Origin of the sequence: Micromonospora okii, assembly GCF_020884795.1 — a bacterium.
Classification (GTDB): Bacteria; Actinomycetota; Actinomycetes; order Mycobacteriales; family Micromonosporaceae; genus Micromonospora; species Micromonospora okii.
In genome coordinates, this window is the sequence record NZ_BBZF01000025.1 from 55,023 (window position 1) to 71,596 (window position 16,574).

Genomic DNA, 16,574 nt, shown 5'->3' on the forward strand with positions numbered 1-16,574 from the left:
ATGCCGGTCTCCGCCGCCCTCACCCCGGGCCAGCTCGGCCTGTGGTTCGTGCACGCGGTAGCGCCGCGCGCGGCGGTGTTCAACACGTGCACGGCGATCGACCTGCACGGTCCGCTTCAACCGGCGGCCCTGCGGGCCGCGGTGCGCGAGGTCGGTCGCCGACACGAGACGCTGCGCACGGTGTTCGGCGAGGAGTCGGGCGAGCCGCGTCAGTGGGTCGTCGACGACCCGGCCGAGCTACGGCTGGTGGACATGACCCACGTGACGGACCCGGTACGTGAGGCGGAGGTCGAGCGCCTTCTCGCGGCGCTCGCCGCGACGCCGTTCGACCTGACCGCCGCACCGCCGGTGCGATGGCTGCTGCTGCGCCTCGCCCCCCAGCGGCACTTGCTGGTCCTCGACGCCCACCACATCGTCTGCGACCACCACTCGCTCGGGGTGATCTGCGGTGAACTCGGCGAGGCGTACGCCCGGGCGCAGGCCGGACGACCCGCTGCGGCGGAAGTTCCCAAGCCGGAGCTGGCCACCCTCGCGCGGGCGTGGAACCGGGGCGACGAGCCGGCGGGCCTGCGATTCTGGGCCGAGCGGTTGGCCGGGGCGCCGCACCGTACCGACGTGTTCGCGGGGCAGCCGGTCACCGTGGGACCGCAGCCGCCGCTGCACGTTCGGCAGCGCTACGGTCCGGAGGAGCTCGCTCGACTCGCACCGCTGTGCGGCGCCGAGCGGGCGACGCCCTTCATGGCCCTCCTGGCCCTGGTCGCGGGCCTGGTCGCCCGCTACACCGGGCAGGGCGACGTGGTGCTCGGCGCACCGGTCTCGTTGCGCGGCGACCCGGCGTACGCGGACTCGGTGGGCCTGCTCGTCAACCTGGTGCCGCTGCGACTGCGGATCGACGGCACCGCGTCGCTGCGCTCCGCGCTGCGCGTTGCCCGCTCGGCCCTGCTGGACGCGCTCGAGCACCCGGCGGTTCCGTTGCACCGCGTGGTCGACGTGGCCGGCACCGTACGAGCGCCGGGGACGACCACCCCGCTGGTCCAGGTGGTTGTCACGTACCAGCGGGAGGTGGCACCCGTCCTGGTCGGAGCGCGGGCCGTCTCCCGTCCGGTCACGCCCGGCGCCGCCAAGTACCAGTTGTCGATCACCGCGACCGAGACCGCGTCGGGCTTGGACCTCCTGCTGGAGAGCGACCGGCGGTGGTGCACCGTCGAGGACCTGGCCACGTTCGGCCGCTACCTGACCGCCCTGCTGCACGCCGGCTCGGCGGACCCGGACGCCGTGCTGAACGCCGTCGACGTGCGCGACGACGGAGAGCGGCAGCGGGCCCGGCGTCGGGCCTCGGGGGCCTCGGTGCCACGTCCCGTGCCGCAGGCTCTGCACGCCCTCGTCCTCGACACCGCCGTTGACCGACCGGACGCGGTGGCGGTGAGCGCTCGGGACGGGCAGGGAGACCCGGTGCATCTCAGCTACGGCGCCCTGCGACGCGCGGCGCTGCGACTGGCCGCCGATCTGAGTGATCGACTAGCCGGGCCGGAGCCGGTGGTCGCGGTGCTTCAGCGGCGCGGGGTCGGCCTGCCGGTGTCCTATCTCGCGGTCCTCGTCGCCGGTGGTGTCGTCCTGCCGCTGGAGCCCGACGACCCGGACGCCCGCCTGGCCGAGCTGGTTGCCGACAGCGGCGCAACCCTCGTGTTGACCGACAGCCGACAGCTCGACCGCGCCCGGCGGCTGGCACCCGTGGCGTTGGCGGTCGAGGAGGTCCTGGTCGCGGACCGTTGGCCGCGCGACGTGGTGCTCGGACCACGGCCCGGGCACCCCGAACAGGCCGCCTATCTGCTGTACACCTCCGGATCGACGGGGCGGCCGAAGGGGGTCCTGGTACCGCACCGCGGAATCACCAACCGGGTGTTGTGGGGGCGCGAGCAGCTGCCCGACGGCTACGGCGAGCGGACCCTGGTCAAGACACCGATCGCGTTCGATGTGTCGATGGCGGAACTCTTCGCGCCGCTGGCGGCCGGTGGCTGCGCGGTGCTGGCCGCGGTCGGAGGTGAGCGCGACCCGCAGTACCTCGCGGAGGTGGTCACGCACGAGCAGGTCACGGGTGTGCACTTCGTGCCCTCGATGCTCGCGCCGTTCCTGGCCGAGGTGGTCGCGCGGGGCCGGGGTGCCGGCACGCTGCGGGTGCTGACCTGCAGTGGCGAGGCGTTGCTGGACGGGCTGGCCTGTCGGACGCTGGATTTGTTCGACGTCGACCTGTACAACCTCTACGGACCCACCGAGGCATCGGTGGAGGTGACTGCCTGGCACGCCGACCGTCGGTCGGCGGCCGCCGTCTCGATCGGCCGTCCCATCGCGAACGTCGAGTGCCACCTGCTCGACGACCGGCTGCGCCCGGTGCCGGACCCGGTGGCCGGCGAGCTGCACCTGGGCGGGCACTGCCTCGCCCGCGGCTACGCGGGCCGGCCGGCCATGACCGCAACCGCCTTTCTGCCGTGGCATGACGGCGCGCGGGTCTACCGCACCGGCGACCACGGTCGATGGACGGCGCGTGACGAGATCCGGCTGCTGGGCCGCCGCGACGACCAGGTCAAGCTGCTCGGTCGTCGGGTGGAGCCGGGTGAGGTCCGGCAAGCGCTGTGCGCGCACGGTGACGTCGTCGACGCTGCCGTCCTCGTGCTCGGTGGCCGGCTGGTCGGCTTCGTTGCGTACCGGCCCGACGCGTCCGGCCCGCCGTCAGGCGAGGCGCTGCGCGAGGCCCTGCGGTCCCGGCTGCCCGGATATCTGGTCCCCGCGGCGGTCCAGGTGTTGCCCCAGCTACCGGTAACCAGAAGTGGCAAGGTGGACCGGAACGCGCTGACCCGGCTGGCCGAGGGCACCCTGCTCAAAACCCGGACGGGTCGCCCGCCCCGCACCGACCTTGAGCGTACGCTCGCAGCGCTCTGGTGCGAGGTGCTGGACGTCAGCGACATCGGCGTGGACGACGGCTTCTTCGAAGCCGGCGGCAACTCCCTCGCCCTGCTGCGACTGCACCACCGTCTCGTCACCGAGGTCGCCGACGACCTCACCGTGAAGGACCTGTTCCACCATGCGAGCGTCGCCGCGCTCGCCCGTCACCTCGCCGACCGGCCGTTCAGCGCCGCCACCACCCGGGCGCGCACGCTGGACGCGGCTGCTCGTGCCCAGCGTCGACGGTCGGCCCAGCAGGTGGCGGCCCGGCCGCAGGCGCGCGACCGCGGGGTGGCGCGATGAGCAACCCGGCGGTCGAGCCGCCCGCCCCCGAGCGGATCGCCATCGTCTCGATGGCCGGCAGGTTCCCCGGTGCGGCCGGCGTCGAGCAGCTGTGGGCCAACCTCCGCGACGGCGTCGACGCGGTGAACCGGTTCCGTGGAGCCGACCTTCTCCCGGCCGGCCACCGCCCCGAGCGGGTGCTGGACTCCCGGTTCGTCGGCGCGGAGGGCGTCCTCGACGACATCGCACTGTTCGCGGCCGGGTTCTTCGGTTACGCGCCGCACGAGGCGCGCATCATGGATCCACAGCACCGGATCTGCCTCGAGCTGGCCTGGGAGGCCTTCGACACCGTAGGGTACGAGCCGGCACGGCTGGATGTCCCGGTCGGTGTCTTCCTGGCCAGCGGACTGAGCACCTACCTGATCCGCAATGTGCTCACCGGCGACGCCGACCAGCAGGCGGCCGTGCAGCAGCGCGATGGCTTGCACCTGCTGCTGCACAACGACAAGGACTTCCTGCCCACCACCGTCTCCTACACGCTCGGCCTGACCGGCCCGAGCCTCGCGGTCGGCTCGGCCTGTTCGTCGTCCCTGGTCGCGGTGCATCTCGCCGTGCAGAGCCTGACCAGTTACGAGTGCGACCTCGCCCTGGCCGGCGGCGTCTACGTGCAGATCCCGCACCGGCAGGGCCACTTGCGGACCCCGGACAGCATCTACTCGGCCGTCGGGCGGTGCGCTCCCTTCGACGCGGACGCCGACGGGACGGTCGGCGGCAGCGGCGCCGGTGTCATCCTGCTCAAGAGGCTCTCCGACGCCCTGCGCGACGGCGATCATGTGCACGCCGTGATCCTCGGGTCCGCCGTCAACAACGACGGCGGGGCGAAGGCGGGCTACACCGCGCCGAGTTTCGCCGGGCAGGCGGCGGTCATCGCCGAGGCGCAGGCGGTGGCCGGCGTGTCGCCCGACACGATCGGGTACGTCGAGGCGCACGGCACCGGCACCCCGATGGGCGATCCGATCGAGGTCGCGGCGTTGACCGAGGCGTTCCGCCTCGGCACCGACCGACGGCAGTTCTGCGGGCTCGGCTCCGTCAAGTCGAACATCGGCCACCTGGACGCCGCCGCCGGGATCGCCGGCCTGATCAAGGCCGCTCTGGTGGCGCATCACGGGACCATCCCGGCCACCCTGCACCACCGCCGCGCCCATCCGGACCTGCGCCTCGCTGAGAGTCCGTTCTTCGTGGCGGACCGGTTGCTGCCCTGGCCGGGCACGCCGGGCCCCCGAAGGGTCGGGGTGAGCTCGTTCGGTGTCGGCGGGACCAACGCGCACCTGGTGCTCGAGCAACCGCCCGCACCGGTGGCGCGCGGTCGCTCGCTCCGCCCCGAGCAGGTGCTGACGCTCTCCGCGGAGACCGCGTCGGCACTCACCCGCGGGGCTCGGGCACTCGCCCGACGGCTACGTGCCGACCCGACCGTTGATCTTGCGGACGTCGCGGCGACGCTGGCCGGCCGGCGGACCCTGGCGTGCCGGCAGGTGGTCGTCGCTGCCACAGTTCCGGAAGCGGTCGACCGACTCGCTCGGCTGCCCGAGCCACCGGGGCCGGTGCCGGTGCCGGAGCGTGCGGCAGCGCTCTTCTTCGCCGGCGACGGACCGGGCCACCGGCCGCTCGCGGCCCGGCTGGACCGCGACGAACCGGTGGTGCGGCGTCACCTGCGCGCCTGCGCGGAGGCCTTCGCGGCGGCCGGGTTCGACTTCGCGGTGCCGGGCCCCGGCCGCTCGCCGGTCGGGGCGAGCAGCCTGCCGGAGGGCTTTGCGGTGGGGTACGCCCTCGCCAGCGCGTTGCAGGAGTGGGGCGTCGAGCCGGTCGTCCTGGCCGGGTACGGCTCCGGCGAGTACGTCGCGGCCACCCTGTCGGGCGTCCTGTCACTGACCGACGCCGCCCGGCTGGTGACCGCCCACGAAGAACTCGCCACCCGGGTGCCGGCCGGTGACACCGTCACCGTGCCGCTGCCCTCGGAGGCACTGCGACCGCTGCTGCCGGCCGACGTGCACATCGCGGTCCTCGCCGCACCCGACCGGTGCGTCGTGTCGGGGCCGCAGGCAGCCGTCGCGGGCCTGCGCGAACGCCTGCGACAGCGGGGCGTGACGGTGGGGAGCGCCGTGAGCATGCCACAGTGGCACACCCCTGCGGTGCGGCCTTTCCTGGGCCCGCTCGCCGATGTGCTGCGCGGGCTGCGGCTGCGACTGCCGGAACGCTCCTTCGTCTCCACCGCCACAGGTGGGCTCGTCGGCGACGAGGTGTGCCAGCCGGAGTTCTGGTTGCGCCGGCTGTGGTTGCCGGCGCGCGTGGCCGACGCACTCGACCGCTGTGCCGCGTACGACAACGTCGCGCTGGCCCACCTGACGCCGGACGGCCCGCAGATGCACGTCGACGGCCTCGACCGGGAACTGATCGAGGTCGCGCCATTGACCGGAACGCCCGACCCGACCGGCGAACGGTCGGCCGTGGACGAGGTCGCTACGGTATCTGCACTGCTGGCCCGCCTGTGGAAGGCGGGACAGCCGGTCGACTGGACGGCGGTCCACCGCCCGCAGGAGCCGCGGCGGGTGCCACTGCCGGCGGACCGATTGCGCCGCGAGCGGCACTGGGTGGAACCCGCCCCCGCACCGGTGGCACTGCCCGGGGTCCCGCAGCTCGCCGGCGAGCTGCGGGAAGCCCTCGCTGCCGAGCCGGACCCGCCCGCCGTCGACGACCACCCCGGCCTCCGCAGCGACCTGAACCGCCTCTGCGCGGAACTTGCACTGTGGTACCTGGCCGGATCCGGCATCGACACCGGCTTCGGGGCTCGACACCGCGTGCCCGACCTGGTCCGCCGTCTCGCGATCATCGCCCCGTACGATCGTCTCCTCGGGTTCCTGCTGGACGTCCTGGTCGCCGACGGTTTGGCCGAGCGCGACGGGCCGCAGGTGCTCTTCCGGACTCCGCCGGAGTTGGCCGCCGTGGGCCGGACCCGGATCGAGACCACCGCCGCCGCCCTGCGACGGCGGCACCCGCGCTTCACCGGCCTCGTCGATCTGCTCGTGCGCTGTGCCGAGGGCTACCCGGCCGCCCTGTCCCAGCCGGGAGCGGGACTGGCCCTGCTCTACCCGGCGGGACGTTCCGACCTGCTGACCGACGCGCTGACCGGGCGCACTCTCGCACACCGGGCGACGGGACGGCTGAGCAGGGCGACCGGGCGACTCGTCGACCGGTTGGCGGCCCAACTCGACCGGCCGCTGCGGATCCTGGAGGTGGGCGCGGGCCAGGGGGCGCTCACCGAGGTGCTGGCAGACCGGTTGCCGCCAGGCCGGGTCGTCTACCACGCCACCGACATCTCGCCGGCCTTCGTGGCCCGGCTGGACGCCGAGGCGCGGCAGCGTGGCCTGCGCTGGGTTTGCGCGGCCGTCCTCGACATCGGACGCGACCCGGCCGAGCAGGGCCTCGCGGGCCACCACTACGATCTGGTCTGCGGACTGGACGTCGTGCACGCCACCCCGTACATCGCTCGGACGCTCGCCAACCTGCGCTCCGTACTCGCGCCGGGGGGAATCCTGGCACTGGTCGAGACCACCCCCGCCGACCGATGGCTGCCGTTCGTCTGGGGCTTGACCGAGGGCTGGTGGAGCTACGCCGACGAGCGCCGGGACGGGCCACTGCTGGACGCCGACGGGTGGCGCGCCGCCCTTCGGGAGCAACGTTTCGCCTCCGCCGACGTCATCGTGCCCGAGACGGGTCCGCGGGATGCCGCCCTGATGCTGGCGCAGGAGCCGGGTGGGAACCGCATCACGGCGTTGGGGGGCACCGGCGTCGCGTCCACCGGTCGCTCCCCGTGGCCGCCCAAGCGCAGCGACCCGAGTAGCTGGAGCTATCAGCCGGGCTGGCGTCAGGCCGTCGACCCGGCCGTCGGTGCTCCCCTGCGCGGCACGTGCCTGGTCTTCTCCGACGGCCCGCTCGGGGTGTCGGTCACCGAGCGGCTGGCCGAGCACGGCGTGCACCCGGTACTGGTCGCCTCGACGCCGGCCGGCGGAACGGCCCTCGATCCGGCCGACCCGGCCGGATACGGCGAGCTGGTGCGCCGGCTGGCAGACGAGGGCCGTCCCGTCCGGCTCGTCGTGCACGGGTGGGCCGCCGAGGACGCCTGGCGCCGGGGCGGGGCGGCGACCTTCGACACCGTGGCCGCCAGTCAGGAGCGGGGCCTGCAGAGCCTGCTGCATCTCGCCCGGGCGTTCGGAGAGCTCGACCATAGCGAGGGCGTGCGGATCGTCGCGGTCACCGCGGGGTGCCAGGACGTGCTCGGCGACGACGTGCGCCATCCCGAGCACGCCACCGTCGCCGCCGCAGCGAAGATCATCCCGCGGGAGTACCCCTGGATGGCCTGCACCGTGCTGGACCTCGCGGCCGATCGTCCGGCCACCGTGGACACTCGCCGAACAGCAGCGGACGTGGTCCGGGAACTGCTGGTCGCCCGGGAGTCAGGCGTCGTGGCGCGCCGGGGTCGGCGTCGGTTCGTTCCGGACTACCAGCCGTACCCGCTGCCGCCCGCGCCGGCTGAGAAGCCCGCTCGCGGCAGCGCGACGTACCTGGTCTGCGGCGGCCTGGGCGGCATCGGACTCAGCGTCGCCGAATGGTTGGCCCGCAGCGGCGCGGGACACCTGGTGCTGACCAGCCGCCGCCACCTGCCACCGCCGGAGCGATGGGCGGCGTACGTCACCAACGGCGAGGACGCGCGCACCCGCCGGGTGCTGCGCCGTCTGCTCGCCCTGACCGCGACGGGCACCAAGGTCGAGGTGCGCTCCGTCGACATCACGGACCGCGCCGGGATGAGTGACCTGGTGGTCGGCATCGAGCGGCGGCTGGGGCCGCTGGCCGGTGTCGTGCACGCGGCCGGGGTGCCCGACACCGGTGGAATGATCCAGCGGCGCGTGGACACCCGTGCGGCGACGGCGGCGAAGATCGAGGGTCTGCTCGCTCTCGACGAGGCGGTCGGCGACCGCCCCCTCGACTTCTTCGTGCTGTGCTCCTCTATCGGTACCGTGCTGCACAAGCTCAAGTTCGGCGAGGTGGGGTACGTGGCGGCGAACGAGTTCGTCGATGCCTTCGCCGGATACCGCGCACTCCGACGTCCCGGCGTCACGGTCGCCATCGCGTGGACCGACTGGCTGGACGACGGCATGTGGGCCGACGCGCAACGGCGGGCGCGCGGAGCGACGCGGCGTGTCGCCGAGTCGGTGAGCGGCGACCCGGGAGATGACCTGCTGGGCGGGGTTACCCACGCCGAAGGGATCGACGTGCTGGCCCGCATACTCGCCGCCGGCCCGGCACCCCGGGCGGTGGTGTCGCCCCGCGACCTGGACGTCCTACTCGCTCACCACGCATCCTTCAGCATCGACGACCACCTCGCCGCCGTCCGGCCGCCGACCCCGGCCGGCACCCCGACCGCGGGCGGAAAAGCCGGACCGCCGGGCGGCGTAGCGACCTGGCCCGACGACGATCCGGGCGTGTCGGTACGCCGTACCGTCGCGGCGTTCTGGGAAGAGCTGCTGGGTGTCACCGACCCGGACCCGGGCGACGACTTCTTCACCGTGGGCGGGGACTCCCTGCTCGCCCTGCGGCTGCTCGCGATGGTCCACGACGAGTTCGGGGTCGAGATCCCGATCGCGCGGCTGTTCGACGCCCCCACTCTGCACGGACTCGTCGAGCACATCGAGAAGGTCCGGCACACCGACCGGGACGAGGTGGTGCTGTGACCGCCGCGCCGATCACCGAGCTCCTCCACGAGCTGCGTCGACGCCGTGTCACCCTGACCGTCGAGGGCGCCGACCTGCGCTGTAGCGCGCCCCCCGGCACGTTGACCGAGGACCTCGTCGCCCGCCTGCGGGTGAACAAGACCCAGCTGCTGGAGGCGCTGCGGGCAGACGGCGAGGATACGGTGCTGTCGTACGCGCAGGAGCGGATCTGGTTGCAGGCCGCTCTCGAGCCGACGGACAACGCGTACAACCTGCCCCTGCGGATCGACCTGGACGGCGCGCTCCACCCGGCGGCCCTGCGCGACGCGCTCTGCGTGGTGGTACGCCGGCACGAGGTGCTGCGTACGGTCTATCCCACCCGGCGCGGCCGGCCGGTGCCCCTGGTCCTGCAGGCGCGACCGGTCCCGCTCCCGCTGGTCGACCTCGTCGCGCTCTCCGACGTCGACCGTGCCGCCGCCGTCGCGGCGGTCGAGACCGCGCAGGCCCGCCGTCCATTCGACCTCGGCACCGGCCCGCTGGTGCGGGCACTGCTGGTACGCGGGGAACCCGGACGGCACCATCTGCTGTTGACCCGACACCACATCGCCAGCGACGGGTGGTCACTCGGGGTGCTCCTCGACGAGCTGAGCGAGGTTTACCGGGCCCGGGTCGAGGGACGGCCGTACCGCCTGCCGCACGACCCGCCCCGGTACGCCGCATACGCGGCGGCACAGCGGTCGTACGCCGTCACCGAACAGGCCGGGCAGCGGTTGGCCCGGTGGGCCGGGCACTTCCGGGACGCCCGCTTCGACCTGGACCTGCTCGCCGAACCGGCGGCCGCCACGCCTCGGCTACCCGCCGGTTCCGAGCGGATCGTGCTGCCGGCCCCGCTGGTGGACCGGGCGCGGGCACTGGCCCGGCAGGCGGGCACCACGTTCTTCGCGGTGCTGCTCGCCGCGTACGGCACGGCCCTGCACCGGATCTGCGGGCAGGACGACATCGTGATCGGTAGTCCGTTCTCGGGGCGCACGTCGCCGCGGTTGTCCGCAGCCGTCGGCACCTTCGCCACCGTGCTGCCGCTGCGCCTGACGCTGTCCGGCTGCCCGTCGTTCCAGGACGTCATCCGGCGCGCACACGAGGAGCTGCGCCTTGCCCAGCAGCACCAGGACCTGCCGACGGAGAGACTCGTGGAGTTGCTGCGGCCGTACCGCACGCTCGCCGACAACCCGCTGTTCGCAGCGGTGTTCGCCCTGCAGAACACACCGTGGCCGGAGGTCCGGCTGCCGGGCCTGCGCGCCGCCGTCGTCGCCTCGCCGCCCGTCATGCCCAAGTTCGCTCTTGCGCTGACCGCCACCGAGCGGGACGGCGGCGTCGAACTGCACCTGGAGTACGACCGCCACCGTCTCCCGGCCCCGACGGCGCGGCAGGTGCTTGACCTGACCTGCGCGGTGTTGCGCGACGTCGACCGCCCGGCCGGGGAACCCCGGTCTCCCTCCGGCGCAGACCCGACCGACGCCGAGCAGTGCCTGCACCGGCTGACCGAGGAGGTGGCCGCCCAGCGCCCGGACGCCGTGGCCGCGACCTACCTCGGCGCACACCTGAGCTACCGGGCGCTCAACTTACGGGCGCGGCGGTTGGCGGCGCGCCTGCGTGCGGCCGGGGCGGGCCCGGAGACGTCGGTCGTGCTCTGCCTCGAGCCCTCCCTCGACCTGATCATCGCCGCGCTGGCGATCCTCAAGACCGGTGCGGCCTACGTACCGGTCGACCCCCTGGATCCGGCGGCACGGCGGACGCGCATCTGTGCGAGCAGCGGCGCACGGATCGGCGTGGCCCGGCCCGGGCTGCTCCCGCAGTGCCTGACATTGGTCCCGCCGGAAGATCACGGCGTCGGCCGGCCTGGGGCCGCGGCGGCGGGTCCTCCGGTGGTGGCGGAGAACCTCGCCTACGTCGTGCACACCTCGGGCAGCGGTGGCGTGCCCAAGGGTGTCATGGTGACCCACCGCAGTATCACCGGCCTGCTGGCCGGCGCCCGCGCCGCGCTGACGGAGCTGGCCGGTCCGGCGCAGGACGGCAGCGACGGGCCGGCACCGGTCTGGTCGATGACCCACTCGCCGGCCTTCGACGTGTCGGTCTTCGAGATGTGGGGCGCCCTGACCTCCGGAGCCCGGCTCGTGGTCGCGCCGGCCGGGCTCGCCCGTACGCCGGACGAACTGGCCGAGCACCTGATGGCGGAGCAGGTGAACGTGCTCAGTCAGACCCCTGGCGCGTTCGGGGAACTGGTGCCGGTGTTGTTGCGGGGCGGCGTGACCGGTTCCCTGCGTACCGTGCTGCTCGCTGGCGAGCGCTGCGACGTCGGCCGCTTCGACCGCTGGTTCGCCACCTTCGGTGACCGGCGGCCCAACCTGGTCAACCTGTACGGCATCACGGAGACGACGGTGCACGCCATGGTGCGGGTGCTGCGCGCCGCCGACGCCCGCGCGGGTATCAGCCCGCTCGGCGTCGCCCTCCCCGGGCAGCGGGTGGAGGTGCGCGGCCCGCACGGGCAGCCGGTGCCGGTGGGCGGACGGGGCGAGATGACCGTCGCCGGCGTGGGCCTGTCCCGCGGTTACCTCGGGCTTCCGGGCCGCACCGCGGAGCGTTTCGTCCCCGATGACCGGGGCCTGCCCGGCGGGCGTCGGTACCTTTCCGGTGACCTCGCGGCGGTCGCGTCCGTGACGGATCTGGCGTACCTCGGCCGGACGGACGCCCAGATCAAGCTGCGCGGCCACCGGGTCGAGCTCGCCGAGATCGAGGCGGAGTTGGCCCGCCACCCCGACGTGCGTGGCGCCGTCGTGGTGCCCCGCAGCACCGGCACCCGGACGTACCTGATCGGTTACGTGCTGCCCGAGGATGGGTCGGCCGGCTTCGACGAGAGCGCGTTGCGGCACTGGCTCGGACAGCGGCTGCCCCGGCACCTGGTGCCGGCCAGGCTGGCCCCGCTGCCGGCCCTGCCGCTGACCCGTAACGGCAAGGTGGACCGGGCGGCGCTCGTCGACCGGGCCCGGGAGCTGCCGGCGTCGGTGACGGCGCAGCCGCCGACATCGCCCACCGAGCGTGCGCTCGTCGCCCTCCTCACCGAGTTGCTCGGCGACGTCCCGGCGGAGTCCATCGGAATCCACGACGACCTGTTCGACCTGGGAGCCGACTCGCTGCTGATCACCCAGCTCCACGCCCGAATCGTGGAGATGTTCGACGTGGAGCCGCCGGTGCGACGCGTGTACCGGGCACTGGATTTGGCCTCCATTGCCTTGGTCGTGGACGAACTGCGCACCGAACGGGAGACGGAGGCGGTGCGCAGGGCTCTGGCCGAGGCGACCGGAACGGACAGCCCGGAGGACGCGTGGCGCGAGTAGAGGTGACGGTGCCGAGCATCATCGACGTCGCGCGGGAGCACGCCGCCCGTCGACCGCACGCGCCCGCCTACGTCTTCCTCGACGACGGGGAGACCGAAGGGGGGCGCTGGGACTACGCCACCGTTGACCGGCGGGCACGTGCGATTGCCGCCACGCTGCGCGGGCGGGGCCTCGCCGGGCAGCGCGTGCTGGTCGCGTACCCCTCCGGCCTCGACTACGTCCAGTCCTTCCTGGGCTGCCTCTACGCGGGCGTGGTCGCCGTGCCGTGCGACGCGCCGTCCGCCCGGAACGCGGTGCAGCGGACGGCCGGGATCCGCGCGGACTGCACACCGGCGGCCGCCCTGACCTCGGCGACCGGCCAGTCTCCACCGGTGCTTGCCGGGCTCGACCGAATCGACGTCGCCGACGTTCCCGACGCGGTCGCCGACGATTGGCGGGACCCGGGCCTTATCAGCGCCGACCTGGCTTTTCTCCAATACACCTCGGGCTCCACGCGGAATCCGCGCGGGGTGATGGTCAGCCACGGCAACATCCTGGCCAACGAACGGCTGATCGCCGCCGCCTGCCGGCACGACGACGAGTCGACCTTCGTTGGCTGGCAGCCGATGTTCCACGACATGGGGCTGATCGCCAACGTCCTGCAACCGCTGTACCTCGGGTCCCTGTCGGTGCTGATGGCGCCGATGGCGTTCCTGCAGCGGCCGATGCGGTGGCTGCGGGCCGTCGACCGCTACGGCGGCCACACCAGCGGAGGACCGAACTTCGCGTACGACCTCTGCGTGGACAACAGCAGTGAACCAGACCGCGAGGGCCTGGACCTGAGCCGTTGGCGGGTGGCCTTCAACGCCGCCGAACCGATCCGTGAGCAGACTCTGCGCCGCTTCACCGACACGTTCGCCCCGTACGGGTTCTCGGCGGAGACGCACTTCCCCTGCTACGGGCTCGCTGAGGCGACCCTCCTGGTCACCGGCGCGCGGCGGAACGGACCGCCCCGGGTACGCCCGGCGGCGTCGGACCGGTTGGACACCGACGCCGGCGTCATCCGGTCCGGGCCGGACCCGGTGGCGTCGCTGGTCTCCTGCGGCCCGCCCGGACTCGACACCCACGTGCGCGTCGTCGACCCGAACAGCGGGCGTGAGCGCGCGGCCGGCGAGGTGGGTGAGGTCTGGGTGGCCGGTCCGGGAGTGGCCAGCGGGTACTGGGGCGCGCCGGAGGAATCCGCGGTGACCTTTCGAGCCACCGTGTCCAGCCTTCCCGGGCGCCATTTCCTGCGCACCGGCGATCTCGGCCGCGTGCTCGACGGCGAGTTGTACCTGACCGGCCGCCGGAAGGACGTCATCGTCATCCAGGGGCAGAACTACCACCCGCACGACCTAGAGCGCGACGCTGAGAACGCCGACGCGGCACTGCGGCCGACCTGCGCCGCCGCGTTCGCCGTCGAGACCGACGGGGCTCCGCGCGTGCTGCTCTGCGCCGAGTTGGTCTCCTACGGCGCCTCCCGCGATCCTGACCGGATCGCCGCGACGGTCGCTGCGGACCTGCTGCGCCGCCACGGCGTACGGCTGCACGCCCTGGTCCTGCTGCGCCGTGGCGGGGTGCCCAAGACCACCAGCGGCAAGGTCCGCCGCGGAGCCTGCCGAGACAGCTACGTCGCCGGGACGCTGCCGGTCTACGCGGAGATCCCGCTGGAGCCGCACCCGGTGCCGCCACCACTGCCCGATCCGGTGGAACTCGCCGCGCTGAACGTCGAAGCGGCGACTGCCCGCCTGGCCGACGCGCTGCTCGACCGGGCGGCCCGTGGACTGACGGACCGGCTGCGGACCGACCAGCCGCTCGTAGCGACCGGTGTCGACTCGATGCGTGCCGTGGCGCTGCACCATGCCGTGCAGGAGCGCTACGGGGTCGTTCTCGGCCTAGCCGACCTGCTCGGCGACACCAGTGTGCGCGAGCTGGCCGGGCGGGTGGTGCGAGAGGCACGCGAAGGGCTGACGGCGGCCCCGACGGTCGACCCACCACGGATGGCGCCGGCCGCGCCGGACGGCTCGGCGCCCTGGCGGCCGCTGACCGAGCGCCAGCGCGGGCTGTGGTTCGAGACCATGCTGCTGTCCGATGCTTCCGTTCACCAGTTGGCCCGGGCGCTGCGCCTCGACGCGACGGTTGGCGACGAGCGCATCGAGCGCGCGTTGGGCCGGCTCGTCCGCCGTCACCCGGCGCTGCGGACCGGGTTCGCGGTACGCGACGGACAGCCCGGCTTCCGCATCGACCGGGACGGCCCAGTGCCGTTGTGGCGGGACGCGCCGTCCAGCGCCGCGGAACTCGCGGAGGCGCTGCGCAGCGAGGCCGACCGGCCGTTCGATCTGCCGCGCGAGCGACCGGTCCGGTTCACCGTCTTCCGGCTCGAGGCCGGACAGCGGGTGCTGCTGATGATCGCGCACCACCTGGTCGTCGACTTCTGGTCGTTGGTGGTGCTGGTGCGGGACCTCGCGTCGGAGCTGACGGCGACCGGGGCGGCGGCCGAGCCGGCCGGTGACCCGGCCGTCGCGGTGCCGCCGTCCTCGGACCCGGACCGCAGTCGGCGCTACTGGCGGGAAACCCTCGACGGGGCGCCGGACCAACTGGGATTGCCGCTGGTGGGGGAGCGGCCGCAGCGGCGGTCGGCGGCCGGCGAACGGCGCGAGTTCCGACTGCCCGGCGAGCTGACCGCGCCGCTGCGCGCACTGGCGAGGACGTACGGCTGCACCGTCTTCCAGGTGTTGCTGAGCGCGTTCCAGCTGCTGCTGCACCGCTACACCGGGCAGCGTGACCTCGTCGTCGGGACGCTGCTGGCGGCCCGGCAGACGCCGGAACTCGCCGAGCGGGTCGGCTACCTGGTGGACCTGTTGCCCATCCGGTCCCGGACCGTCGGCACCGAAGCGGCGTCGACGTTCCTGCGGCGCACCGCCGGCACGGTGCGCGACGCCATCGCACACGCCGACTATCCGTACCACCGGATGGTCAGCGACCTCGGACGTGCGCGCGATGCCCTGCGTGCGCCCCTCGTGCAGGCACTATTCGTGCTGCACCGCGAGTACGGCGGGGACGCCGAGGGCTTCCGCGCGTTGGCCCTCGACCTGCCCGCCCGGCTGGATCTGGGCGGGGTTCCGGTCGACACGCTGCCGGTGCAGCGTCGCTGGTCCGCCTTCGACCTGTCACTGAGCATGGCGGAGCTGGACGGCGGCTTCGCCGGGGTCTGGGAGTACCGGACGGATCTGCTCGACGCGGAGACGGCGGCCGGGCTCACCGACGCGTTCGGTACGTTGCTGCGGCGGCTGACCGACTCGCCGGACACCGCGGTGGACGGGCTGCCGCTGGTGAGCGAGGAGGCTCGACGGGATCTGTCGGCCAGCGCCACCGGATCGGTCTGCCGGCCGGGTCGCCCGTCGGCGCTGCACGAGCTCGTCGCCGCGGCCGCCGGCCGGAATCCGGACGCCGTGGCGGTCGTCGACCCGCTCCGCGGCGAGCATCTCACCTACCGGGCGCTGCACCGCGCGGCGGCCGCCCTCGCCCGGCAGTTGCACCGCCTCGGCGCGCGCGTCGACACACCGGTCGGCGTCCTCGTGGAGCGGAGCGTGGACCTGCTCGTCGCCGACCTGGCCGTGCTCTACGCGGGCTGCACCCTGTTGCCGCTCCACGTCGCCGAGCCCGACGCCCGACTGGCCACGATCCTGGCCGAGAGCCGCCCGTCGCTGCTGCTCGTTCAGCGGCATGTACGCGCACGCGCGGAGCGGTTGGGTGTGCCGACCGCCACCGTCGCCGCCTCAGATTCGACCACCGAAGTCGGCGGACTGTGCCGGCCGGTGTCCGCCGACCACACGGCTTACCTGATGTACACCTCGGGCTCGACGGGCGGGCCGAAGGGGGTACTCGTCCCACACGGCGCACTGGTCAACCGGCTCGTGTGGATGCAGGAGGCATACCGACTCGCTCCCGGTGAGCGGGTGGTGCACAAGACACCGGTGTCGTTCGACGTCTCGCTGTGGGAGCTGTTCTGGCCGTTGACTGTCGGCGCCTGCGTGGTGCTCGCCGCGCCCGACCGACACGCCGACGCCTCGTACCTGCTTGAGCTGGTGGCCGCCGAGCAGGTCCACACGGTGCACTTCGTACCCACGATGCTCGACTCGTTCCTGGCTGCGGTGACGGCACGGCCCGGCTGGCG

General features: G+C 73.6%; 4 protein-coding genes (1 of these 4 only partly in view). All 4 read left to right on the forward strand.

Features of this window, described 5'->3' with window-relative positions; all coding sequences use genetic code 11:
- Tightly spaced (each overlapping or abutting the next), the 4 genes in view from LPU43_RS24365 to LPU43_RS24380 form a layout consistent with a single transcriptional unit that may run on beyond the window.
- Positions 1-3,243, forward strand: a complete 3,243-nt coding sequence (locus tag LPU43_RS24365; RefSeq protein WP_229402941.1) for a non-ribosomal peptide synthetase — start codon at positions 1-3, stop codon at positions 3,241-3,243.
- Positions 3,240-9,008 carry a type I polyketide synthase gene (locus tag LPU43_RS24370; RefSeq protein WP_229402849.1) on the forward strand — a complete coding sequence of 1,923 codons (5,769 nt, stop codon included), beginning with the start codon at positions 3,240-3,242 and terminating at the stop codon, positions 9,006-9,008. The genes LPU43_RS24365 and LPU43_RS24370 overlap by 4 nt, the downstream gene beginning before the upstream one ends.
- Complete coding sequence (locus LPU43_RS24375) at positions 9,005-12,379, forward strand: non-ribosomal peptide synthetase (RefSeq protein ID WP_229402850.1); 3,375 nt, start codon at positions 9,005-9,007, stop codon at positions 12,377-12,379. Before LPU43_RS24370 ends, LPU43_RS24375 begins: the two co-directional genes overlap by 4 nt.
- Positions 12,367-16,574 carry the 5' portion of a non-ribosomal peptide synthetase gene (locus LPU43_RS24380; protein WP_229402851.1) on the forward strand. The gene runs 2,539 nt beyond the window's last position, so 4,208 of the gene's 6,747 nt are visible here — the first part of the coding sequence; it begins with the start codon at positions 12,367-12,369; its stop codon lies beyond the right edge, outside the window. Before LPU43_RS24375 ends, LPU43_RS24380 begins: the two co-directional genes overlap by 13 nt.